At 64.1% G+C, this 20,960-nt stretch carries 20 protein-coding genes; 13 read left to right on the forward strand and 7 right to left on the reverse strand.

Annotated features, from left to right (window positions below; translation table 11 throughout):
- Positions 1-35: 35 nt before the first annotated feature.
- The gene (locus tag V3C85_RS15270) at positions 36-1,274 is read right to left on the reverse strand and encodes a urate hydroxylase PuuD (protein WP_331796148.1); all 1,239 of its coding nucleotides are present in this window, start codon (positions 1,272-1,274) and stop codon (positions 36-38) included.
- Between the two features lie 109 nt (positions 1,275-1,383).
- On the opposite strand from V3C85_RS15270, the gene V3C85_RS15275 reads away from it, so the two are divergent.
- Positions 1,384-2,310, forward strand: coding sequence for a LysR family transcriptional regulator (locus V3C85_RS15275; protein ID WP_331796150.1), 927 nt, complete (start codon positions 1,384-1,386; stop codon positions 2,308-2,310).
- A gap of 57 nt (positions 2,311-2,367) precedes the next feature.
- Here V3C85_RS15275 and V3C85_RS15280 read toward each other — a convergent pair whose 3' ends face one another.
- Both V3C85_RS15280 and uraH read right to left on the reverse strand, forming a co-directional pair.
- Positions 2,368-3,837, reverse strand: coding sequence for a DUF2125 domain-containing protein (locus tag V3C85_RS15280; RefSeq protein ID WP_331796151.1), 1,470 nt, complete (start codon positions 3,835-3,837; stop codon positions 2,368-2,370).
- A 73-nt stretch (positions 3,838-3,910) separates the two neighbouring features.
- Positions 3,911-4,264 carry a hydroxyisourate hydrolase gene (gene uraH, locus V3C85_RS15285; RefSeq protein ID WP_331796153.1) on the reverse strand — a complete coding sequence of 118 codons (354 nt, stop codon included), beginning with the start codon at positions 4,262-4,264 and terminating at the stop codon, positions 3,911-3,913.
- 155 nt (positions 4,265-4,419) lie between these two features.
- Here uraH and puuE point away from each other — a divergent pair, with 155 nt between their 5' ends.
- The 4 genes from puuE to V3C85_RS15305 all read left to right on the forward strand — a co-directional run bounded on the left by puuE (position 4,420) and on the right by V3C85_RS15305 (position 8,828).
- Positions 4,420-5,835 (forward strand): allantoinase PuuE, encoded by a 1,416-nt coding sequence (gene puuE / locus V3C85_RS15290; RefSeq protein WP_331796154.1) that lies wholly within the window; start codon positions 4,420-4,422, stop codon positions 5,833-5,835.
- Positions 5,832-6,674 (forward strand): bifunctional allantoicase/(S)-ureidoglycine aminohydrolase, encoded by an 843-nt coding sequence (locus V3C85_RS15295; RefSeq protein ID WP_331796155.1) that lies wholly within the window; start codon positions 5,832-5,834, stop codon positions 6,672-6,674. The genes puuE and V3C85_RS15295 overlap by 4 nt, the downstream gene beginning before the upstream one ends.
- Before the next feature lie 103 nt (positions 6,675-6,777).
- Complete coding sequence (locus V3C85_RS15300) at positions 6,778-7,257, forward strand: ureidoglycolate lyase (RefSeq protein ID WP_331796156.1); 480 nt, start codon at positions 6,778-6,780, stop codon at positions 7,255-7,257.
- A 92-nt stretch (positions 7,258-7,349) separates the two neighbouring features.
- Complete coding sequence (locus V3C85_RS15305; protein ID WP_331796158.1) at positions 7,350-8,828, forward strand: nucleobase:cation symporter-2 family protein; 1,479 nt, start codon at positions 7,350-7,352, stop codon at positions 8,826-8,828.
- Between the two features lie 209 nt (positions 8,829-9,037).
- Here the strand turns inward: V3C85_RS15305 and V3C85_RS15310 are convergent, their stop codons facing one another.
- Complete coding sequence (locus tag V3C85_RS15310) at positions 9,038-10,024, reverse strand: 2-hydroxyacid dehydrogenase (RefSeq protein ID WP_331796160.1); 987 nt, start codon at positions 10,022-10,024, stop codon at positions 9,038-9,040.
- Between the two features lie 124 nt (positions 10,025-10,148).
- Here V3C85_RS15310 and V3C85_RS15315 point away from each other — a divergent pair, with 124 nt between their 5' ends.
- The 8 genes from V3C85_RS15315 (at position 10,149) to V3C85_RS15350 (ending at position 18,634) form a co-directional block, all read left to right on the forward strand.
- Positions 10,149-10,904 (forward strand): SH3 domain-containing protein, encoded by a 756-nt coding sequence (locus V3C85_RS15315; RefSeq protein ID WP_445942025.1) that lies wholly within the window; start codon positions 10,149-10,151, stop codon positions 10,902-10,904.
- A 103-nt stretch (positions 10,905-11,007) separates the two neighbouring features.
- Positions 11,008-11,904 carry a cation diffusion facilitator family transporter gene (locus V3C85_RS15320; RefSeq protein ID WP_331796161.1) on the forward strand — a complete coding sequence of 299 codons (897 nt, stop codon included), beginning with the start codon at positions 11,008-11,010 and terminating at the stop codon, positions 11,902-11,904.
- Between the two features lie 78 nt (positions 11,905-11,982).
- Complete coding sequence (locus tag V3C85_RS15325; protein ID WP_331796162.1) at positions 11,983-12,621, forward strand: TetR/AcrR family transcriptional regulator; 639 nt, start codon at positions 11,983-11,985, stop codon at positions 12,619-12,621.
- Complete coding sequence (locus V3C85_RS15330; protein WP_331796163.1) at positions 12,618-13,799, forward strand: pyridoxal phosphate-dependent aminotransferase; 1,182 nt, start codon at positions 12,618-12,620, stop codon at positions 13,797-13,799. Before V3C85_RS15325 ends, V3C85_RS15330 begins: the two co-directional genes overlap by 4 nt.
- Positions 13,796-15,391 (forward strand): 5-guanidino-2-oxopentanoate decarboxylase, encoded by a 1,596-nt coding sequence (locus V3C85_RS15335; protein WP_331796164.1) that lies wholly within the window; start codon positions 13,796-13,798, stop codon positions 15,389-15,391. Before V3C85_RS15330 ends, V3C85_RS15335 begins: the two co-directional genes overlap by 4 nt.
- Positions 15,392-15,521: 130 nt before the next feature.
- Positions 15,522-16,058 carry a peptidoglycan-binding domain-containing protein gene (locus V3C85_RS15340; RefSeq protein ID WP_331796165.1) on the forward strand — a complete coding sequence of 179 codons (537 nt, stop codon included), beginning with the start codon at positions 15,522-15,524 and terminating at the stop codon, positions 16,056-16,058.
- Positions 16,059-16,154: 96 nt separating this feature from the next.
- Positions 16,155-16,724 (forward strand): RNA polymerase sigma factor, encoded by a 570-nt coding sequence (locus tag V3C85_RS15345; protein ID WP_331796166.1) that lies wholly within the window; start codon positions 16,155-16,157, stop codon positions 16,722-16,724.
- Positions 16,721-18,634, forward strand: a complete 1,914-nt coding sequence (locus V3C85_RS15350) for a vWA domain-containing protein (protein WP_331796167.1) — start codon at positions 16,721-16,723, stop codon at positions 18,632-18,634. The genes V3C85_RS15345 and V3C85_RS15350 overlap by 4 nt, the downstream gene beginning before the upstream one ends.
- A gap of 60 nt (positions 18,635-18,694) precedes the next feature.
- Here V3C85_RS15350 and V3C85_RS15355 read toward each other — a convergent pair whose 3' ends face one another.
- From V3C85_RS15355 to V3C85_RS15365, 3 genes are all read right to left on the reverse strand, one after another.
- Entirely contained in the window at positions 18,695-19,159 is a 465-nt protein-coding gene (locus V3C85_RS15355) for an Hsp20 family protein (protein WP_331796168.1), read from the reverse strand.
- 119 nt (positions 19,160-19,278) lie between these two features.
- Positions 19,279-20,112: a trypsin-like serine peptidase gene (locus V3C85_RS15360; protein ID WP_331796169.1), complete on the reverse strand. Its 834-nt coding sequence runs from the start codon at positions 20,110-20,112 to the stop codon at positions 19,279-19,281.
- The gene (locus V3C85_RS15365; protein WP_445942026.1) at positions 20,109-20,915 is read right to left on the reverse strand and encodes a trypsin-like serine peptidase; all 807 of its coding nucleotides are present in this window, start codon (positions 20,913-20,915) and stop codon (positions 20,109-20,111) included. The genes V3C85_RS15360 and V3C85_RS15365 overlap by 4 nt, the downstream gene beginning before the upstream one ends.
- Between the last annotated feature and the right edge of the window lie 45 nt (positions 20,916-20,960).

The raw sequence follows: 20,960 nt of genomic DNA on the forward strand, positions 1-20,960 counted from the left end.
AAACGGGGGCGCGATGCCCCCGTCTTCGTCTCGCCCTAGCCTTCGACCCCGCTTATCCCGGCAGACCGAAACCAACGCACAATCGCCTCACGCTCGGCCGGTTCCATATAGCTTAGGTTGCCCGGCGGCATGGCATGGCTCAGGCCAGATTGCAGAACGATCCGCCGCGCCTCATGGGCGATCTGCGCCTCGTTTTCCAGAACGACGCCCTTGGGTGGCCAGTGCAACCCCTCCCACACCGGTTCGGCGGCATGGCACATCGAACATCGCCCCTGCACGATGCTGACCACATCTTCAAACCCATCGGCGGCGACAAAACGCAAGGCCGCCCCCGTCAGCTTTGCCTCGGGCTCTGGCACCGTGCGCATCGGCGCGGTGGACAGCCACGCGATCAGCAAGAACAGCACCGCCGTCACCGCCCATGTCCACCACGGGCTGCCCTTGCCCGCATGTTCGCTGTTGAAGAAATGCCGGATCGTGACCCCCATCAGAAACACAAGTGACGCGATCACCCAGTTCCATTCGGTCGCGAACACCAGCGGGTAATGGTTCGACAGCATCAAGAACAGCACGGGCAGGGTCAGATAGTTGTTATGGGTGCTGCGCTGCTTGGCGATCTTGCCGTATTTCGGGTCAGGCTTGCGCCCGGCCTTCAGGTCGGCCACCACGATCTTTTGGTTGGGAATGATGATCATAAAGACATTCGCGCTCATGATCGTGGCGGTAAAGGCCCCCAGATGCAGCAGGGCGGCGCGGCCCGAAAACACCTGCGCATAGAACCACGACATGAAAACCAGCACCACGAACAGCGCCAGCATCACCAGCGTTTGGTTGGCATTCACGAAAACCCGGCAGATCGTGGTATAGGCCAGCCAGCCAAAGGCCAAAGAGCCGATGGAAATCGCCACGGCCTGCCAGACCTGCAACTCCATCACATTCGGGTCGATCAGGAACATCTCGGCGCCCAGGTAATAGACCAGCACCAGCATGGCAAAGCCGGACAGCCAGGTGGCATAGCTTTCCCATTTGAACCAGGTCAGATGCTCGGGCAGGCGGTCGGGGGCCACCAGATATTTGGTGATGTGATAGAACCCGCCCCCATGCACCTGCCATTCCTCGCCATGGGCCAGGGCCGGCATGCCCGCCGCCTTTTTCAGGCCCAGATCAAGCGCGATGAAATAGAAGGACGACCCGATCCAGGCGATGGCCGTAATCACATGCGTCCATCGCGCGGCGATCTCGACCCATTCCCATAACACCACCCAGTCATACATGCGCCGTCTCCTTGCGTTTCCGTCAGGCTATACCAAGCGGAACTTTGCTGTTAATCCATCAAATAGCGGATCACTTTCAAATCCAGCCTGAATATTGCGTGGGGGCCAAATGTCCTATGTGAACAACATCCGCATGTTCGTGCGTGTCTACGAATTGGGCAGCATGTCGGCTGCCGCCCGCGATCAGCGCACTTCGCCTGCGGTCGCCTCGGCCCGAATCTCGGAACTGGAAAAGCATCTGGGGGTGCGATTGTTCAACCGCACCACGCGCAGCCTGCAACCCACCGAGAACGGGCGCATCTTTCTGGACGGTGCCCGCAAGGTGCTGGAGGCGATTGCCGATGCCGAAGCGGCGGTGATGGATGTCACGCAAAACCCTCGCGGCACGATTTTCGTCGCCGCCCCGTTGGGCATCGGGCGGCGGTTCATCGCGCCGCATGTGCCTGCGTTCAAGGACCAATATCCCCAGATCGACGTGCGCCTGCGCCTGTCAGACCGGCTGATCGATGTGGTGACCGAGGGCATTGATGTGGCCTTTCACTTGGGCATTCTGGACGATTCCACGCTGAAAGTGCGGCTGATTGCCGATTGCCCGCGCCTTTTGTGCGCCGCGCCCGATTACATCGCCCGCCGGGGCATGCCCGCCAATGGCGCGGCACTGGTTGAAGACAAGCACGATTGCCTGAACCTGCGCTTTCCGGGGGCAAAAGAGTTTCAGTGGACCCTGGTCACCCCCGAGGGCCCCAGACGGTTTGAGATTACAGGGCCTTACGAATCGGATGATGGCGATGTTCTGACAGGCTGGGCGCTGACCGGGCGGGGCATTGTGCTGAAACCCGCGTTCGAAGTGGCCGACCACCTGCGCAGCGGGCGCTTGGTGCCCGTTGCCACCGAAACCCCGCCCCTGCCGGTGCAACTGACCTGTCTCAGCCAGCACCGGCGCCTGAAAGACCCCAAGGTGCGGCTGTTCACCGATTTCATGACGGCCCGCATCCGCGAGGAATTGCGTCGTGCCACCACAGGCGTGGCAGATTGACAAAGCACCTGCCCGGACGCTGCGGCCCGGGCAGGTGCCTTTTCTCGGATCAGATCGTTACTGGATCTGCTGGCCGTTCACAAAGATAGATCCGCCCTGACGTGCCTCGATCTGCGAGGTCAGCACATCCTCGCCCTCGGGCTTGCCAAACATCGCCATCATCATCCGCGCGCCCATGGCGTCTTCCGATGTCAACAGCCCGATGGCGATCAGACCGTCGATCAGCTTGTTGCCGCCTTCCAGCCGCAGATCGGCGGTGCCAACGGGCATCGGCGGGCCACCGGCTGCCAACATGCTGTTGTCAAAGGTAAAGGCCCCCGTGCCCGCAAGCGTTGCGCCCGCCACCTTGACCGCCAGTTCCTTGATATCCAGCGAAACCGGCTCGGGGATGGGTGCCGCGGTTCCGGCGGTATCGGCGGCAATCATCGCCAGCATGTCAAACTTGGCCTGACCCGTCAGATCCAGTGCCAGATTGGCAGGCTCTCGCGGCAAGGCGGCACCCGGATCGAACATCGACCAGACCTCTTCGCCCACCACCAGATTGTTCAGGTTCAGCTTCAGTTGGTAATCACCGCCTTCGGGGGCCACGATCGGCATCAGATAGGTCATGCCAAGGCTATCCAACGAGGCCGGAAAGGCCATCGGCATGCCGGGCGGGGTGACATTCAGGGTGATGCCTGTGGCTTCCAGGTCTGTCACCAGTCGCTCTTGATCAAAGGCCAGCTTCATCGACGATCCGGTCGATTGGAACTCTGCCTTGATCGGCATCATCTCTGACCGCTCATCCATCGTGCCGCCCGAGGCGCCGCTGGTCATCGTGGCATCCATGGCAAGCCCCGCCGCAACCGCGGCCTCAAAGGCCCCCGGCGCATCCAACGCCGCCAGATCCACGCCCTCGGGCACGGTCAATGTGCCCGCAATCACCAGATCAGCCGAGTCACTGACCGAGGTGGAATCAATCATCGCGGCCTTGTTGACCTGCGTCAGATCATAGACCAGCCGATCAGCGGTCAGATCAACCGTCATCGCCTCTGTGGCACGACCATAGCTGGCCTCAAGCCCCTCAAAGACAAAGCTGCCCGCATTGCGGATCGCCGTGTCCCCACTGCCTTCGGAACTGTCGAACACCACCTTCAGCATATCGGCGAAAACCGCATAGCCAAGGCCGCCCTCATCTTCAAAAACCGAAACCGACAGTTCCTGCTCTTCGATCGAGGCCGTCATGCCGGGCGCACCGACCACCTTGATGTCAGACGGGAAAAACGCAACCGAGCCGTCGTCTTGCTCCTCGATCGACATTTCGGCGATGGTCACAAAGGCGGGCTTGCCGGCCGGGCCAATGCTGACGCCATTCAGCACCACCGCGCCATCTTCCTTGACTTCGGTTGCCGCACTGATCGCGCTGTCATTTTCCGAAGCAAGACCCTGCAAATCTGCCCAGACCTCTTCTGCGGTCAGGGCAAAAACCGAGGTGCCCGACAGCAAAACTGCGGCCGGCGCGACCAGAAGGAATGATTTGGTAAACATGGACCTCTCCTGAAAGGGATTTTTCTGACCCCAGATCAGAACGCCAATCAGGCGGTCAAAGCAAGGTCATGTTTCAACTACCCCGATAGGTGGAATAGGCAAATGGAGAAATCAGCAAGGGCACATGATAATGCTGTGAAGCATCCGGCACGCCAAAGCGAATGGGGATCTGGTCAAGGAACAACTCACCCTCGCCCGCCTGGCCACTGGCCCGCAGATAGTCGCCTGCGTAAAACACCAGCTCATACTGGCCCTGCTGCAAATCATCGCCCGTCAGCAATGGGGCATCGGTGCGGCCATCGGCATTGGTTGTCACCTCGGCGATCTTTCGGTGGCTGTTGCCAGATACCCGATACAGCGCAATGCGCACCCCCGCTGCCGGTTTTCCACGCGCCGTATCCAGAACATGTGTCGAAAGTCGGCCCATTTGCTTGCCCTTCTCTTGTGCTTTTGCCCATCACAGCATGAAATCACGGCTGATGCGACCTATCCGGCTCATGATAGCACTTTCATGAAAATCCTGAAAACGATCTGACCAGTTTCACCCTAGACTTGCAAATCATCCACCAAAAGAGGCCCCCGTTGAACCGCTATCCCCGAGATTTCCGTGGCCACGGCCCCAATGCCCCCGATGCCGCTTGGCCGGGTGGGGCAAAGATCGCCATTTCGCTGGTCCTGAACTATGAGGAAGGGGGCGAGAACAACCTGCTGCATGGCGATGCCCAGTCCGAGGCCTTTTTGTCGGATATCGCCGGTGCAGCCCCCTGGCCCGGCATGCGGCACTGGAACATGGAGTCGATCTACGACTATGGCGCCCGCGCCGGGTTCTGGCGCCTGCACCGCCTGTTCACCGAACGCGGCCTGCCGGTCACGGTTTATGGCGTCACCTCGGCCCTTGCGCGCAACCCCGAACAGGTGGCCGCGATGAAATCGGCCGGGTGGGAGATTGCCAGCCACGGCCTGAAATGGGTTGATCACCGCGACATGCCCCCCGAGGAAGAGGCCCGCCAGATCGCCGAAAGCCTAGCCCTGCATGCCGAGGTGGTGGGCGAACCGGCGCAGGGGTGGTATACGGGCCGGTGCAGCATGAACACCGTGCGGCTGACGGCCCAGACGGGCAAGCTGACCTGGATTTCCGACGCCTATGACGACGACCTGCCCTATTGGCTGGAACTGGGCGACCATGACCAACTGGTCATCCCCTACACGCTTGAGGCAAACGACATGCGCTTTGCCACTGCCCCCGGCTACATCACGGGCGAGCAGTTTTTCACCTATCTGAAAGACAGCTTCGACACCCTTTATGCCGAAGGCCAAGCGGGCCGCGCCAAGATGTTCTCGATCGGGCTGCACAACCGCCTGATCGGGCGTCCTGGCAAGATTGCGGGGCTGAAACGGTTTCTGGATTACGCCCAAGGCTTCACAGATGTCTGGTTCCCCCGCCGCATTGATATTGCGCGCCATTGGGCCGCCACCCATCCCCACCGCCGCATCGAACGGCCCAGCCAGATGTCGCGCGACCGCTTTGTCGCCCGCTTTGGTGGCATTTTCGAACATTCCGCCTGGATCGCCGAGCGCGCCTTTGATCTGGAACTGGGCCCCGCCCATGACAGCGCCGCGGGCCTGCACAACGCTCTTGCCCGCATGTTCCGCAGGGCCAGCCCAGAAGACCGCATGGGCGTGCTGCGCGCCCACCCCGATCTGGCGGGCAAACTGGCGCAGGCCAGGCGGCTGACGGCCGAATCCACCCTTGAACAGGCCAGTGCCGCCCTCGATGCGCTGACCGATGACGAACGCGCCGCCTTTCAGCGCCTGAACGATGCCTATGTGGCCAAACACGGCTTTCCCTTCATCATTGCCGTGCGCGACAACACCAAGGCCAGCATCCTTGCGGCCTTTCAGACCCGCCTCTCGAACGATACCGAAACCGAATTCGCAACCGCCTGCGCTCAGGTGGAACGGATTGCAGAACTGCGCTTGAAAGATCTGTTGCCATGACCGGATATTACGCCCCCAAAGGCGGCCTTCCGCCACAAACCAGCCTGATGACCGGGCGTGCGGTGTTCACCGAGGCCTATTGCTTCATCCCCAAGGGCTGCTTTTCCGACATCGTCACCAGCGCCCTGCCGGGCTGGGAAAAGGCCCGGCTGTGGCTGATCGCCCGGCCCATGTCGGGCTTTTCCGAAACCTTCAGCCAATATGTGATGGAGGTGGAACCGGGCGGCGGCTCGGATGCGCCGGATGCCGAAACCGGGGCCGAACATGTGATCTTCGTCACCGATGGCCTGATCACCCTGACCATCGACGGCCAAGGCTATGAACTGGATGCAGGCGGCTATGCCTATATCCCCCCCGGCAGCCGCTGGACCGTTCTGGCCGAAGGCAAGACCCCCGCCCGGTTTCACTGGGTGCGCAAACTTTATGAACCGGCCCCGGGTCTTGGCGCGCCGACCGCCTTTGTCACCAATGACCGCGACGTGAAGCCCAGCCCGATGCCCGATACCAACGGGGTCTGGGCCACCACCCGCTTTGCCGATCCGGCCGATCTGCGCCATGACATGCATGTCAATATCGTCACCTTCCAGCCCGGCGGCGTGATCCCGTTCGAAGAAACCCATGTGATGGAACACGGGCTTTACGTCTTGCAGGGCAAGGCGGTTTACAAACTGAATCAGGATTGGGTCGAGGTCGAGGCCGGCGATTTCATGTGGCTGCGCGCCTATTGCCCGCAGGCCTGCTATGCCGCAGGCCCCGGTCCGTTCCGATATCTGCTCTACAAGGATGTGAACCGCCACGCCAGATTGCGCGGCCCCGGTGCTTTTGGGCCTGCCCGATGATCTTCATCTGTTCGAAAATATCCTCGGGGGTCAGCGGTTTTGCCTGCAAAACCGCAAGGGGGCAGACAGCCCCCTTCGCCGCCCCGGCAAAGCGGAGCCGGTGATGACAAAAGAGATCCCCCCCCAGCCGCTGACCGCCGCCGCCTTCGCCCCCTTTGGCGAGGTGCTGGAGGCCACGGGCGATTTCCGGCTGATCAATGACGGCTGGTGTCAACGCCATCACGACCGCGCGGTGCTGGACTTCGGCCCTGACGGTCGGGCGGGCATTTCGGTCTTTCAGGCCAAACCCCGCGCCCTGCCCTACAGCTTTGACCTGATCGAGCGTCACCCCGAAGGCAGTCAGGCCTTTGTGCCCCTGTCGCAGCATCCGTTTCTGGTGATCGTGGCGCAAAGCCCCGATCACACGCCCCTGGCTTTTCTGACCAACGGCCAGCAGGGCATCAACTTTCGCCGGGGCACATGGCATGGGGTGCTGACGCCCCTGCATGCCCCCGGCCTGTTCGCCGTGGTTGACCGGATCGGCCCAACCCCGAACCTTGAGGAAGTCCGGTTCACCGAAAGCTGGACTGTGATCGCACCCTGAGGAGGGGGTGTGGCGAACCGGACGACGCCTTGGGAGGGGCGGTGTCGAGACGGCGCGAATAACCCAAAGCCCCCAAGGGAAAGGACTGACGGATGAACACTTCTGTTCACCCGGTGGATGCGCTTTTGCCGCCACCAAAGCTGTTTACGCTGGGCTTGCAGCATGTGCTGGTCATGTATGCCGGGGCCGTGGCCGTGCCCCTGATCGTCGGGCGCGCACTGAAACTGTCACCCGAGGATGTGGCCTTTCTGATCTCGGCCGATCTGTTCGTCTGCGGCATCGTCACATTGATTCAGGCTTTTGGCGCGACCCAATGGTTTGGCATCAAACTGCCCGTCATGATGGGCGTCACCTTTGCCGCTGTCGGGCCCATGGTTGCCATGGCCAATGTCCAAAGCGGGCCCGAGGGCGCGCGGGCCATCTTTGGCGCGATCATGGCCGCCGGGGTGATCTCGATGCTGATCGCCCCGGTGGTCAGCCGGTTGCTGCGGTTTTTTCCGCCCGTCGTGACCGGCACGATCATTCTGGTGATCGGCGTGTCGTTGATGCGCATCGGGATCAACTGGATCTTCGGCAACCCGGTCGGCCCGACCGCCCCGCAGATTGTCAGCCCTGAACATGCAGACTGGCTGAAAACCGTCTCCGAAGGGGCTGTGGCCGCGGGGCTGCCTGAAATGCCGCCCGGCCTGACACTGGCGGGCAAGATGAACAACCCGGCCTATGCGCCGCTTGGCAACATCCTTGTCTCGGCCATCGTTCTGCTGTCGATCCTGCTGATCGCCAAATTCGGCAGGGGTTTTGTCGCCAACATCTCGGTGCTGCTGGGCATTGTGGTGGGCGTTGTCATCGCCATTGCCATGGGGGCCATGCATTTTGACAAGGTGGCAGAGGCCCAGTGGTTCGCCCTGATCACGCCGTTTCATTTCGGCATGCCGACCTTTAACCCGGTCATGATCGTCACGATGACGCTGGTGATGATCGTGGTGATGATCGAATCCACCGGCATGTTCCTTGCCCTTGGCGATATGACGGGCCGCAAGATCACCCAACCGATGCTGTCGGCGGGGTTGCGGACCGATGGTCTGGGCACGTTGATCGGTGGGGTGTTCAACACCTTCCCCTACACCTCTTTCTCGCAGAATGTGGGGCTTGTGGGGGTCACCGGCATCAAGTCGCGCTTTGTCTGCGTGGCGGGTGGCCTGATCATGCTGGTGCTGGGGCTGGTGCCCAAGATGGGGGCGCTGGTGGAATCGGTGCCGACGATGGTGCTGGGGGGGGCCGGTCTTGTGATGTTCGGGATGGTCGCGGCGACGGGGATCCGCATCCTTGCCGGGGTCAACTTTGCCAGCAATCGCAACAACCTGTTCATCGTGGCCGTATCGCTGGGGTTCGGGATGATCCCGCTGATCGCGCCGAACTTCAAGATGTGGATGTGGCATGACCTGCATCCGCTGATCGAGAGCGGGATCCTGCTGGCCTCGATCTCGGCTGTGGTCTTGAATGCGTTTTTCAACGGAACCGCCGGGTCGGTGGACGAGGCCAAGGCGGCGGCGATGGCGGCGGATCATTGAGCGACGGCTGAAAGGCGGAAGCGGCCCCCGGAAGTGGGGGCCGTTTTGTTTGGCCTTGGGTATCTCTGGCAGAGACGCCTGATGAACCCATTAAAATCAAGGGGTTATAATCGGGTATTCAAGGTTTGCTAAGATATGGACGGCAGGGAAGGGTGTGGCGTGAGGAGGAGTCGGGCTGAAGCCCGACCTACGGGGCGTGTGGGGCGGCCCTAGAGCATGGCGGGCACGACCTGATCTGGGGGGCGGTGGCCATCGGCGAAGGTCTTGATGTTGATGATCACCTTTTCGCCCATCTCGACCCGGCCTTCGACCGTGGCGCTGCCCATATGGGGCAAAAGGACCACGTTCTTCAGTTCGCGCAGGCGCGGGTTCACCTCATGCCCGTGTTCGAACACATCAAGGCCCGCACCGGCGATCTCTCCGGCGCGCAACATACGGGTAAGCGCGTTCTCGTCGATCACCTCGCCCCGCGAGGTGTTCACGATCACCGCCGAGGGTTTCATCAGTTTCAGCCGCCGGGCATTCATCAGGTGATAGGTCGAGGGCGTGTGCGGGCAGTTGATCGACAGAATATCCATCCGGCTGACCATCTGATCAAGGCTTTCCCACCAGGTCGCCTCAAGCCCTTCCTCGATCTCGGGGCGCAGGCGTTTGCGGTTGTGGTAATGCACCTGCATGCCAAAGGCGCGCGCCCGTGTGGCCACCGCCTGCCCGATGCGGCCCATGCCCAGAATGCCCAAGCGACGCCCGCCAAGGCGGCCGCCCAGAAAGGCCATCGGCGACCAGCCCTGCCATTCCCCGGCCTGCATCAGGGCCAAACCTTCGGGAATGCGCCGCGTGACCGCCAAAATCAGCGCCAGCGTCATGTCGGCGGTATCTTCGGTGACCACACCGGGGGTGTTGGACACCAGAATGCCGCGCTGTCGGGCGGTTGAGACATCGATATGGTCGATGCCTGCGCCGTAATTGGCGATCAGTTTCAGCTTGTCACCCGCCTGGCCGATCAGGCCCGCATCAATCTGGTCGGTGACGCAGGGCACCAGAACATCGGTCCGCTGCATCGCGGCGGCCAGTTCCTCGCGCGTCATTTTCACATCGTTTTCACGCAGTTCGACGTTGAACAGCTCTTTCATTCGCGTCTCGACCGGCTCGGGCAACCGTCGCGTGACTACAACACTCAGCCGCTGTGCGGACATCCATGCCTCCCTGGACTTGATCTTGGCGCGTCTCTGCAGGCAAAGTGACGGCAAGCGGGCCGGGGCACAAGCCCCTGAACGGAAGAACACGACGGAATAGCACAAGACACATCGGGAAAAACCGATGGCCGAGCAGCAGAATACCGGGCCAAAGGGTCTGAAACAGGCGGAACAGATGATGAAGACTTGTTGTGCAGGGGCCATTGTGGCCGCGGCCTTCGCCGTGATCAATGCTGCCCCGTCTTGGGCAGAAAGCCCGCGCCCGAAGCCGCGCCCCGAAAGCGTGGTGGCCGCCCCCCCCGCCGAAGCCCAGCAAGAGGCGGCGATCGTTACCGCCGCGGCCCCTGTGGCGACACCGGCCACATCCCCTGCCTCGGGCCCTGCCTCAGCCCCTGCCCCGGTCAGCACCCCGCGCCAAAGCGCGAAACCGGCCGAGCCGGTGCGTGACCCGAACCGGGGCGCGGTGACGAACCTGCCCCTGCCGCGCTATGTCTCGCTGAAGACGAATGAGGGCAATGCCCGGCGCGGCCCCGGCCTGACGCATCGGATTGACTGGGTGTTCACCGTGGCGGGCATGCCGCTGAAAATCACGGCCGAGTTTGAGAACTGGCGCCGTGTCGAAGATGTGGATGGCCTTGGCGGGTGGGTGCATTATTCGCTGCTCTCAGGGGTGCGCACGGCCATTGTGCAGGGCGATATGGTGGATTTTCACACCATGGCCCGCGAAGATGCGGCCCTGGCGTTTCGGGCCGAAGGCGGCGTCGTGGCCCGGATCTTGACCTGCGAAAGCCATTGGTGCCGGGTTCAGGTCGATGGTCAGCGCGGCTGGGTGCCCGATGTGGCCCTGTGGGGCGTTGACCCCGGCGAAAGCATCGAATAGGCGCCGGCGGCTTTTTGCTTTGTCAACGGCTTGGCAGACCTTTATGGCCGCGCCATGATTGGTCATGCCTGCGCTGACCTGCCCTTGCAGACGGAACCCCACGATGACCGCAGCCAACACCACCAGATTGAATCTTTCGGCCGGGGTGCTTTCGGTCAGCGTGGCGGCCATTCTGGTGGGGGTCAAGCTTTGGGCGCTTGGCATGACCGGGGCCTTGTCGGTGGCGGCGTCGCTGGCCGACAGCGCGATGGATCTGATGGTCAGCCTGGGGGCGATGGCGGCCATTTTATATGCCGCCAAGCCCGCGGATGAGGACCATGCCTTTGGCCATACCTCGGTCGAGGATCTGGCGGCCCTTGGTCAGTCTTTGGTCATTCTGATTTCGGCCTGCGTGATTGCGGTGGCCGCTGTGCAGCGCCTGTTGTCGCCCGCCCCTGCCGTGCTGGAGGCAGAGGCGGCGGGGATGGGGGTGATGGGGCTGTCGATCGTGCTGACGCTGGGGTTGGTGCTGTGGCAGGGCCATGTTGCGCGCAAGACCCAAAGCAAGGTCGTGGCGGCGGACAGGCTGCACTATCTGGGCGATCTGTTGCCCAATATCGGGGCGATCCTGTCGCTTTGGGCCTCGGCCACCTTTGGCATGGAGGCGGTGGATTCGGTGGTGGCGCTTGGGGCCTCGGCCCTGTTGGTGGTGGGGGCGCTGCGGATTGGCAGCAACGCGTGGCATGCGCTGATGGACAGGCGGGCGGACCCCGAGGTGATCGAGGGCATTGCCGCCATCGCCCGCACCTGGCCGGGGGTGCGGGGGTTTCACGACATCAAGACGCGCATGGCGGGCAGCCGGATCTTCATTCAGATCCACATCGAGTTGGATGGGGCGCAAACGCTGCACGAGGCCCATGCCATCGGTGCGGGCCTGCGGCGGGCCTTGTTGCGGGCCTATCCGCAGGCGGATGTGATCGTGCACAAGGATGTGGCCGAGAACCGGCCCGCAGAATTGTAACGGCGCGCGGGCACGGCGGCTTGCGGTGTGATCTGCGCGTTGTTATACGATTGTATAACAGTGAGAGGGGCCTGCCCGATGACCGTCGACCGCCGCAGCTTTCGTCGTGAATCCGAAGATCAGCGCCGCGAGTCGCTGATCCTGGCGGCCCTCGAGTTGATGAGCGAGGGCGGGCCTGCTGCGGCCACGGTGCGCGCCATTGCCGAGCGGGCAGGCACGACGCCGGGGCTGATCCGGCATTACTTTCAGTCAAAGGACCAACTGACCCGCGATGCCTATCGCTGGATGATGGACCGGATGACAACCGACAGCCAGTCGGCCAGTGCCACCGCCAGCAGCCCCGAGGCGGCCTTGGCCGCGCTGATCCGCAGCAGTCTGCAGCCGCCGGTCATGGATGGCACGCGGGTGCGGCTTTGGGCGGGTTTTCTGCATATGGTGCAGGATGACCCGGCGATGCGCGAGGTGCATATGGCCACCTATACGCGCTATCGCGACCTGTTGCAGTCGCTGATCCAGCGCCTGCCCGGCAAGGGCAATCCCGGCGTCGCGCGGGGGTTGGCGATTGCCTGCAATGCCGTGATTGACGGGCTGTGGCTGGAGGGCGGCACCCTGCCCGACAGCTTTGCCCCGCGCGAAATCGAACAGATCGGCCTTTCGGCCATTTCGGCCATTCTGGGCACGGATCTGACACCCTTTGCCAAGGACCAAGACGCATGAAATACGCAAGCATCACTGACCGTCTGGCCGATCTGGGGGGCGCGAAATGGAAGGTGCATTTCGAGGCGCGCAAATTGCGGGCCGAGGGGCGCAAGATCATCGAGCTAACCATTGGCGAGCCTGATGTGCCCACCCCCGACCGCCTGATCGACGCGGCCACCGCCGCACTGCAACAGGGCCGCACCGGGTATAGCAATGGCCGGGGCGAGGCCGGGTTGTTGCACGCCCTGACCGCGCGCTATGGCCAGCGGCGCGGGCGGAAGTTTACGCCGCAGCAATTCCTGTGCCTGCCGGGCACGCAAACCGTGCTGTATCTGCTGTTCGCCGCCCTGACCGAGGCGGGGGATGAGGTGTTGGTGGCCGACCCGATGTATGCCACCTACGAAGGTGTGATCCGGGCCAGCGGGGCCACGATGGTGCCGGTGCGGCTGTTGCCTGAAAACGGGTTCCGCCTGCAAGCCGCCGATGTGGCCGCCAAGATCACCCCCCGGTCGCGGGTGTTGTTCCTGAACAGCCCGCATAACCCATCGGGCGCAGTGCTGGGGCGTGACGACATTGCCGCCCTTGGCGCCTTGGCCCGCCAGCATGATCTGTGGATCGTGTCGGATGAGGTTTATGAGGATCTGGTCTTTCCCGGTGTGGCCTTTCATTCCCCGCTTGATTTCCCCGAATTGGCTGACCGCACGATTGCGGCGGCCTCGATCTCGAAATCGCATGCCGCCCCCGGCTTTCGGTCGGGCTGGTGCGTGGGGCCAGAGGAGTTTATCGCCCGCGCCTTGCCGCTGGCCGAAACCATGCTGTTCGGCAATCAGCCCTTTCTGGCCGATGCCACCGCAGCCGCGCTTGCCGCGCCTTCGGATGTGGCGCCGGGCATGGCGGCGCGGTTTCAGCACCGGGCGCAGATGCTGCACCAGCGGCTGAACGGGGTGGCGGGCCTGCGCGTGACGCTGCCACAGGCGGGCATGTTCGCGCTGATCGACGTGACGGCCAGCGGCCAAAGCGGCGAGGCCTTTGCCATGGCTCTGCTGCGGGCCAAGGGGGTGGCGGTGATGCCGGGCGAAAGCTTTGGCCCCGGTCTGGCCGGGTGGCTGCGCGTCAGCCTGACCCGCCCCGATGAAGACATCGCCGCCGCCGCCGAGGCGATTGCAACCTTTGCCCAGGAACAGGTGCCCGCATGACAACCGTTGGAGAACGTCTGGTTCAGGGGCTGGCGGCCCGTGGGGTTGAGGTGGTTTTTGGCATTCCCGGGGTTCACACGGTTGAGTTGTATCGGGGCCTGGCCGGATCACCGATCCGCCATGTGACGGCGCGGCACGAACAGGGCGCGGCCTTTATGGCCGATGGTTATGCGCGGGTCAGCGGCAAGCCGGGGGTGGCCTTTCTGATCACCGGGCCGGGGCTGACCAATGCGCTGACCGCAATGGCGCAGGCCAAGGCCGACTCGGTGCCGATGCTGGTGATCACCGGGGTAAACCGGCGCGATAGCCTTGGCGCGGGTCTGGGCCATCTGCATGAACTGCCCGATCAGGCCGGCATGGTGCGCGCCCTGTGCCCCAGCTTTCAGGTGACTGCGCCCGAAAGGCTGGGGCCGGTGCTGGACCTGGCCTTTGCCGCCCTGACCGCCGATCGGCCCGGCCCGGTGCATATTGAGGTGCCAACCGATGTGATGCCCCTGCCAGCGCCCCCCCTGCCTCCGCCTGCGGCCCAGTCGCTGTGCCTGCCTGACCCGGCGCTGATTGCCGCGGCCCTTTCCCGGCTGGGCACGGCCCGGCGGCCGGTGATTTTGGCCGGGGGCGGGATTCGCGGGGCCGAGGCTGCGGTGCAGGCCCTGGCCGAGCGGCTGGACGCCCCGGTGGTGCAGACGGTGAATGCGCGCGGGGTGATGTTTGGCCATGCGCTTTCGGTGCCGGCCTCGCCCAGCCTTGAGGCCACGCGGGCGCTGATTGCCGGGGCCGACACCGTTCTGGCGATTGGCACGGAAATCGGCCCCACCGATTACGACATGTATCTGCGCGGTGGGTTTCCCGATGTGTCGGGCATGATTCGCATTGATTGCAGCGCGGCCCAACTGGCGCGCCATGCGGCGGGCCTGTGCATTCGGGCAGATGCGGGCGCGGCCATCGCGGCGCTGCTGGCAGGGGTGCCGCCCGGCCAGGCAACAAGGGAGGGTGCAGATCGTGCCGCCAAGGCGCGACAGGCGGCGCGGGCGGAACTGGCGCAGCTTGACCCGGCGATGCCCGCACGGCTGGCCATGGTCGAGGCGATGCGCGATGCCTGCCCCGGTGCAATCATCGTGGGCGACAGCACCCAGCCGGTCTATGCCGCCAATCTGGTTTACGATCACGACCGGCCCCACGGCTGGTTCAATGCCGCCACCGGCTATGGCGCGCTTGGCTTTGCCCCCGGCGCGGCGGTAGGGGCGGCGCTTGCCGCACCGGCCAGCCCGGTGATCTGTCTGATCGGGGATGGCGGGCTGCAATTCAGCCCGGGCGAATTGCGCAGCGCGGTGGATGAATCGCTGCCCATCACCTTTGTGGTCTGGAACAACGCAGGCTTTCGCGAGATTGCCGAGGCGATGACGGGGGCGGGCACGGCGGTGATCGGATGCAGCCCCAGCCCCCTGCGCCTGCAAGCCTTTGCCCAAGCCTGCGATCTGGCCTTTGACAGCGTGCCCCATGACCCGGCGGCGCTGCGGGCGGCGCTGCGTCAGCCACACCAGGGGCCAAGGCTGATTGAAATCCGCGCCGGGGATACGGGGCTAAGCCATTGATGTAAAACGTGCTATCCCCTATCAGCTGTGGGTTTTTGCCTAACAGCGCCGCGATGTGCAGGTTGACCCTATCGAAATGCCGCAAGGGCCCGCTGCTGTGGCCCGGCGCGAACCGGAAAAGGGAAAAACCATGCTGCCCAAGTTGTCCTCTGCCAGAACCACTGCCATCGCCTCGGTCACGGCGCTTGCCATTGCCCTGACGGCCGCCGTCCCGGCCCAGGCCCTTGGCCGGAATGAGCGGAACTTTCTGAAAGGGGTGGCCGCCACACTGATCATCGGGGCGCTGATCAACAACCAAGCCCAAGCCCGCCCCGCCCCGGCCCCCGAGCCGCAGCGGCGGCATGTGCCGCGCGACGACCGCTATCAGCCCCGGCAAGACCATTACCAGCCGCGCCACGACCAGCCTGCGGCGGGGCGGGTGATCGGGTCGCAAAGCTCGGTCTATTCCACCCATGCGGCGCGCGCCTTCAACAGCCTTTCGCTGCCGGAACGGCGTTTGGTGCAAAGCCGGTTGCGGGCTTACGGCTATTATGCGGGCAGCATTGATGGCGCCTTTGGCCCCGGCACCTATGGCGCGCTGGTCGCCTATGCACGCGACACCTCGGGCGAGCGTCAGCTTTCCACCGTGGCGGGCGCTTACGGTGTGCTTGACGGCCTGCTGGCCTGATCGCCGCGCCCCTGCCCCTGCCCCGGCTGCGATGCCGGGGCTTTTTTTCGCCCCGCCGCCAAGGATTGCGGACCGGGCTGCGTCTTGGATAGCGTGATGCAGATGAACAGCCTTGACAGCGCCCCCGAAGGCCCGACCGACAGCGGCCTTGCCCTGGCCGCCGCAGCGGGCGACCGTGTCGCCTTTGCGACCCTGGTCACGCGGCATTACGACCGTATCTTTGGGCTGTGCTGGCGGTTGACGGGCCAGCGGGCCGAGGCCGAAGATCTGGCGCAAGAGATCTGCGCCTCATTGCCCCGGCGGCTGCAAAGCTGGCGCCGAGAGGCGCAGTTCAGCACTTGGCTCTACCGGGTGATCGTCAATGCTGCCCATGATGCCCGACGCCGCAGCGCGACCCGAGGCCGGGCCGCCGCGGGCTGGGGCGATTGGGAAATCGCGCGGCAGGCCACGATGGCCGAGGATCGCGCGGCGCAGGATTGGCTGGCGACGGCGATGCAAAGCCTGCCGCCCGACTTGCGCGATACCGTGGCCCTGGTTCTGGGCGAAGATCTGACACAGGCGCAGGCCGCAACGGTTTTGGGCCTGTCCGAAGGCACGGTTGCCTGGCGCATGTCAGAAGTGAAAAAGCGCCTGCGCGCCCTTGCCGCCGAGGAGGCGCACCCATGACAGATGACATCGACGCCCTGAAGGCCGCGCTGAAGGCCAGCCCCCCGGCGCGCAATCCCGCCCGCACCGCAGCCCTGAGCGCCGCCCTGCGCGCCTTTGACGAGGCGCAGGACAGCCGCCAAGGACTGCCCCATGGCCTGCGTCACACAGCTGACCGTCCAGAAAGGGCGGGTTTGCTGAAAGGATGCCTTGCCATGTTGTCTGGACTGAAACTGAAACCCGTTCTGGCCGCCACCACCTCGGCTGCGGCGCTTGGTCTGGTGATGGTGGCCGTGCTGCCGAACCTTGACCAGGGCCCCATGCGCCAGTTGCCCGCCCCATCCGCGCCAGTGGCTGAAACCGCCGTGGTGCAGATGGACACCGAGGCCGTGGCCGATGACGCCCCGGCCCTGCGCAAGGCCATGGCCCCCGACACCGGGGCCGTGGCAGCACAGGCCCCCGCCGTGATGGCCGAGCCGCCGATGGTGGCGGATGGCGACCTTCCCGAGGCGGAACGGTTCGGGGTCGAAACCGAGGGTGAAGCCTATGCCAATGCCGCCCCGAACCCGGTGCGCAGCACGGCGGAGACGCCGGTTTCGACCTTTTCGGTGGATGTCGATACGGCCTCGTATGCCGTGATCCGCGCCATGCTGAATGCGGGCCAAAGGCCAGACCCGCAGGCGGTGCGGATTGAGGAAATGATCAACTATTTCCCCTATGCCTATCCTGCCCCACAGGCCGGGGGGGCGCCGTTCCTGCCCTCGGTTGCGGTGATGCCAACGCCCTGGAATGCCGACACCCGGTTGGTGCGTATCGCCCTGCAAGGCCGCATGCCCGCGCAAGAGGACCGCCCTCCCCTGAACCTTGTGCTGCTGATTGACACCTCGGGGTCGATGGATGACCCGGCGAAACTGCCGCTGCTGAAGCAATCGCTGGGGATGATGCTGGGCGAATTGCGCGCCGAAGATCAGGTGGCCATCGTGGCCTATGCCGGATCGGCGGGCGAGGTTTTGCCGCCCACCCCGGCCGCCGAGCGTGCGACCATTCTGGCCGCCCTGGACAGGCTGGATGCGGGTGGGCCAACGGCGGGGGCCGAGGGGCTGGATCTGGCCTATCGCCTTGGCGCGCGGATGAAACAGGCGGGCGAGGTGAGCCGCGTCTTGCTGGCGACGGATGGCGATTTCAACCTGGGCCCGTCTGATCCGGCGGCTTTGGCCGATTACATTGCCCGGCAGCGTGACAGCGGTCTGTATCTTTCGGTTCTGGGCTTTGGCCGGGGCAATCTGGATGATGCGGTGATGCAATCCCTTGCCCAGTCGGGCAATGGCACCGCAAGCTATATCGACACCGTGCAAGAGGCGCGCAAAGTGCTGGTCGATCAGTTGACCGGCGCGTTGTTTCCGATTGCGGATGATGTGAAAATTCAGGTCGAGTGGAACCCCGCGCAAGTGGCCGAATATCGGTTGATCGGCTATGAAACCCGCGCCCTGCGGCGCGAGGATTTCAACAACGACCGGGTTGATGCGGGCGAGATCGGGGCTGGGCATCAGGTGACGGCGCTGTATGAAATCACCCCGCCCGGCAGCCCCGCGCTGTTGAACGACCCGCTGCGCTATGGCCCCCCCAGCAGTGCCGAGGCCGACCCCGGCGCGGAACTGGGCTTTGTGCGGCTGCGCTATAAGGCGCCGGGGGAAACCAAAAGCGCCCTGATCGAGGTGCCGGTTCTGGCCGATGCCGCCGCCGATCCCGATGCCCGGTTTGCCGCTGCCATCGCTGGCTTTGGTCAATTGCTGGGCGGGGCCAGCTATCTGGGCGATTGGGGCTGGGATCAGGCGATCGAGCTGGCGCTGAACAACCGAGGCGACGACCCGTTCGGCTATCGGATCGAGGCGATCAACCTGATGCGGTTGGCGCAGAATCTGGCGCGCTGAAAACGACAAAGCCCGCCGGAGGTGATCCGGCGGGCTGAGTTTGGTCAGGCTGGGGTCTGCTTAGACTTCGACCGTTTCCAGCGCCTTGGCCTGCACATCGGTCGGGCGGCCAATTTCGATCCGGCGCGGCTTCAGCGCCTCGGGCGTTTCGCGGATCAGGTCAAGGTGCAACATGCCATGTTCATGGGTGGCGCCGGTGACGCGCACATGATCGGCAAGGGCAAAGCGCCGCTCGAACGCGCGGGTGGCGATGCCACGGTGCAGATAGGTTTTATCGGTTTCATCCGTGGCCTTGCGGGCCGCGACATGCAGGGCACCATCGCGCACTTCGACAGACAGCTCGTCCGGGGTAAAGCCGGCAACGGCGATCGAGATGCGATAGGCATCATCTGCCGTTTTCTCGATGTTATAGGGCGGATAGGTGGGCTGGGCCACATCGGCCGACAAGGCGCGATCCATCAGATCGGCGATACGGTCAAAGCCAACGGTGGCGCGATACAGCGGGGCAAGATCAAAACTGCGCATAGGGATCATCCTTTTTCAAAGCGATGCGTCGTGATGGCCCCCCGATCATCGGGCGGGCCGGTTGACCGGGCCCGTCTGGCACCCGGTTGATTTCTATCTGGGAAGCCTTGTGTCGCAGTTCAAGGGGTGGGGGCCTTGACGAAACGCGCGCCGCCCGCACGGTCGCCCGACCCGACGGTGATGCGCCGCGCGCCCGCCCCCGGCTGTGCGGCGGCCCCCATCACACCGCGCCCCGCGCGCAACTGCGCCTTGAGATCGGCCACCAGACCCGGCAGTTCCATCCCCAGGGCCACATTGCGCGTGCCAGAGCGCCCGCCTGCGGAAATGATCGACACAATCTGTGCGCGCCCTTGCGACCGGTCAAACACAGGGGCGCCGGACGAGCCAAAGGTCACATCGCAATCCACCGCGATCAGCCCCTGCTGCCGCCCCAGAACCCGGCAGGCGCGCTGCCAGGACAGCGCCTCGGACCGGCCACGGGCATAAGAAACGACGCTGACTTCTGCGCCATTGCCGGGGCTGCTGACGGCAAAGGGCGGGGCAAGCGCCGTGGAAATCGGTTGCGCCAATTGCAGCAGGGCCACATCGCGCAAAATCTGCTGGCCGTTTGACCGCCCCCCGACCGAGGGCACATATTCGGCATGGGCCGCCGCCCGCACCACTGCGCTTTCGGCGATGGACTGTCCATCGGCCAGACCGGCGCGAAAGATGATTTGCGTCACATCCTGTGGCTGGCCGCTGTCATCAAACAGGCAATGCGCCGCCGTCAGCACCAGATCGGCGGCAATCAGGGTGCCGGTGCAAAAGCCCGCGCCCCCAAGATCAACCCGCCCCACCGCTTTCCAGCTGATCACCTGATCGGGCCGCGTCAGGCGTTCCAACCCCGAATTCTGCGCAAGTCCAGGGGTGGACAGCGCCAAAGCGGCACAAAGTGACAGCAGAAAACGTGTCATGGCTTGATGAACTTTCCGCCAGAGCCCCCCGACAACACCCGCACATTCCCCGGCAGCGGGCGGGTGCCTTCGTCCTGCATCTGGGCCAGCAGCAGGGGCACCGGATCGGTCAGCGGCGTGCCAAGCGAGACTTTGCGCCCGGCCATTTCCGCCTTTGCCGACACCACCGAGACAATGCGCAACGCACCATCGCGCATCGAAAAGACCGGCGCGCCGGACGATCCGAAATCAACATCGCACGACAAAACCAGCATTCCCTGACGCTGATCCAGCACATGGCAAAGCTGCTGCAACGACGGCACTTCCGAGCGGTCTTGGGCATAAGACACCACCTCGACCTGATCGCCGGTGGCGGGGCGGCCTGCGGTGGAAAAGGGCCGGATCGACGGCAGGCGGATCGGCTGATCCAGCTTGAGCAGCGCCACGTCGAACTGAACACGGTCAATGTTTTCATGACCGCCATAGACATATTCAGGATGCGCCAAGGCCTTGGTCACCCCTCGATAGGCGGCGGCGCGGCCATTGCGCCAACCGGCCAGAAATTCAATCGTCGCAGGGTCGATCCGGGCGCCTGTTTCTTTGTCAAACAGGCAATGCGCGGCGGTCAGCACCAGATCTTCAGCAATCAGCGCACCGGTGCAAAAGCCCCGGTCGCCCAGATTAAGCCGGCCAACCGAATCCCAACCCCGGCTGTCATTGCCGGTTTGCAGGCCCTTCAGGCCGCCATCCTGGGCAAACCCCGGCACCGCAAACCCCGACAGGGCCAAGGCCAGCATGGCCACCATCGCATGAAAATGCCGCATCATCCCTCCGCTTGCTTGCCCCCTCGGGTGCCAGAGCAGTTTGGC

Source organism: Pseudotabrizicola sp. L79 (assembly GCF_036553525.1).
Lineage (GTDB): Bacteria > Pseudomonadota > Alphaproteobacteria > Rhodobacterales > Rhodobacteraceae > Pseudotabrizicola.

What these genes read in the sequence shown, in the direction of transcription:
- V3C85_RS15270 (WP_331796148.1), bottom strand. Translation starts at nt 1,274, where the DNA reads ATGTATGACTGGGTGGTGTTATGGGAATGGGTCGAGATCGCCGCGCGA.
- V3C85_RS15275 (WP_331796150.1), top strand. Translation starts at nt 1,384, where the DNA reads ATGTCCTATGTGAACAACATCCGCATGTTCGTGCGTGTCTACGAATTG.
- V3C85_RS15280 (WP_331796151.1), bottom strand. Translation starts at nt 3,837, where the DNA reads ATGTTTACCAAATCATTCCTTCTGGTCGCGCCGGCCGCAGTTTTGCTG.
- uraH (WP_331796153.1), bottom strand. Translation starts at nt 4,264, where the DNA reads ATGGGCCGACTTTCGACACATGTTCTGGATACGGCGCGTGGAAAACCG.
- V3C85_RS15295 (WP_331796155.1), top strand. Translation starts at nt 5,832, where the DNA reads ATGACCGGATATTACGCCCCCAAAGGCGGCCTTCCGCCACAAACCAGC.
- V3C85_RS15300 (WP_331796156.1), top strand. Translation starts at nt 6,778, where the DNA reads ATGACAAAAGAGATCCCCCCCCAGCCGCTGACCGCCGCCGCCTTCGCC.
- V3C85_RS15305 (WP_331796158.1), top strand. Translation starts at nt 7,350, where the DNA reads ATGAACACTTCTGTTCACCCGGTGGATGCGCTTTTGCCGCCACCAAAG.
- V3C85_RS15310 (WP_331796160.1), bottom strand. Translation starts at nt 10,024, where the DNA reads ATGTCCGCACAGCGGCTGAGTGTTGTAGTCACGCGACGGTTGCCCGAG.
- V3C85_RS15315 (WP_445942025.1), top strand. Translation starts at nt 10,149, where the DNA reads ATGGCCGAGCAGCAGAATACCGGGCCAAAGGGTCTGAAACAGGCGGAA.
- V3C85_RS15320 (WP_331796161.1), top strand. Translation starts at nt 11,008, where the DNA reads ATGACCGCAGCCAACACCACCAGATTGAATCTTTCGGCCGGGGTGCTT.
- V3C85_RS15325 (WP_331796162.1), top strand. Translation starts at nt 11,983, where the DNA reads ATGACCGTCGACCGCCGCAGCTTTCGTCGTGAATCCGAAGATCAGCGC.
- V3C85_RS15330 (WP_331796163.1), top strand. Translation starts at nt 12,618, where the DNA reads ATGAAATACGCAAGCATCACTGACCGTCTGGCCGATCTGGGGGGCGCG.
- V3C85_RS15335 (WP_331796164.1), top strand. Translation starts at nt 13,796, where the DNA reads ATGACAACCGTTGGAGAACGTCTGGTTCAGGGGCTGGCGGCCCGTGGG.
- V3C85_RS15340 (WP_331796165.1), top strand. Translation starts at nt 15,522, where the DNA reads ATGCTGCCCAAGTTGTCCTCTGCCAGAACCACTGCCATCGCCTCGGTC.
- V3C85_RS15345 (WP_331796166.1), top strand. Translation starts at nt 16,155, where the DNA reads ATGCAGATGAACAGCCTTGACAGCGCCCCCGAAGGCCCGACCGACAGC.
- V3C85_RS15350 (WP_331796167.1), top strand. Translation starts at nt 16,721, where the DNA reads ATGACAGATGACATCGACGCCCTGAAGGCCGCGCTGAAGGCCAGCCCC.
- V3C85_RS15355 (WP_331796168.1), bottom strand. Translation starts at nt 19,159, where the DNA reads ATGCGCAGTTTTGATCTTGCCCCGCTGTATCGCGCCACCGTTGGCTTT.
- V3C85_RS15360 (WP_331796169.1), bottom strand. Translation starts at nt 20,112, where the DNA reads ATGACACGTTTTCTGCTGTCACTTTGTGCCGCTTTGGCGCTGTCCACC.
- V3C85_RS15365 (WP_445942026.1), bottom strand. Translation starts at nt 20,915, where the DNA reads ATGCGGCATTTTCATGCGATGGTGGCCATGCTGGCCTTGGCCCTGTCG.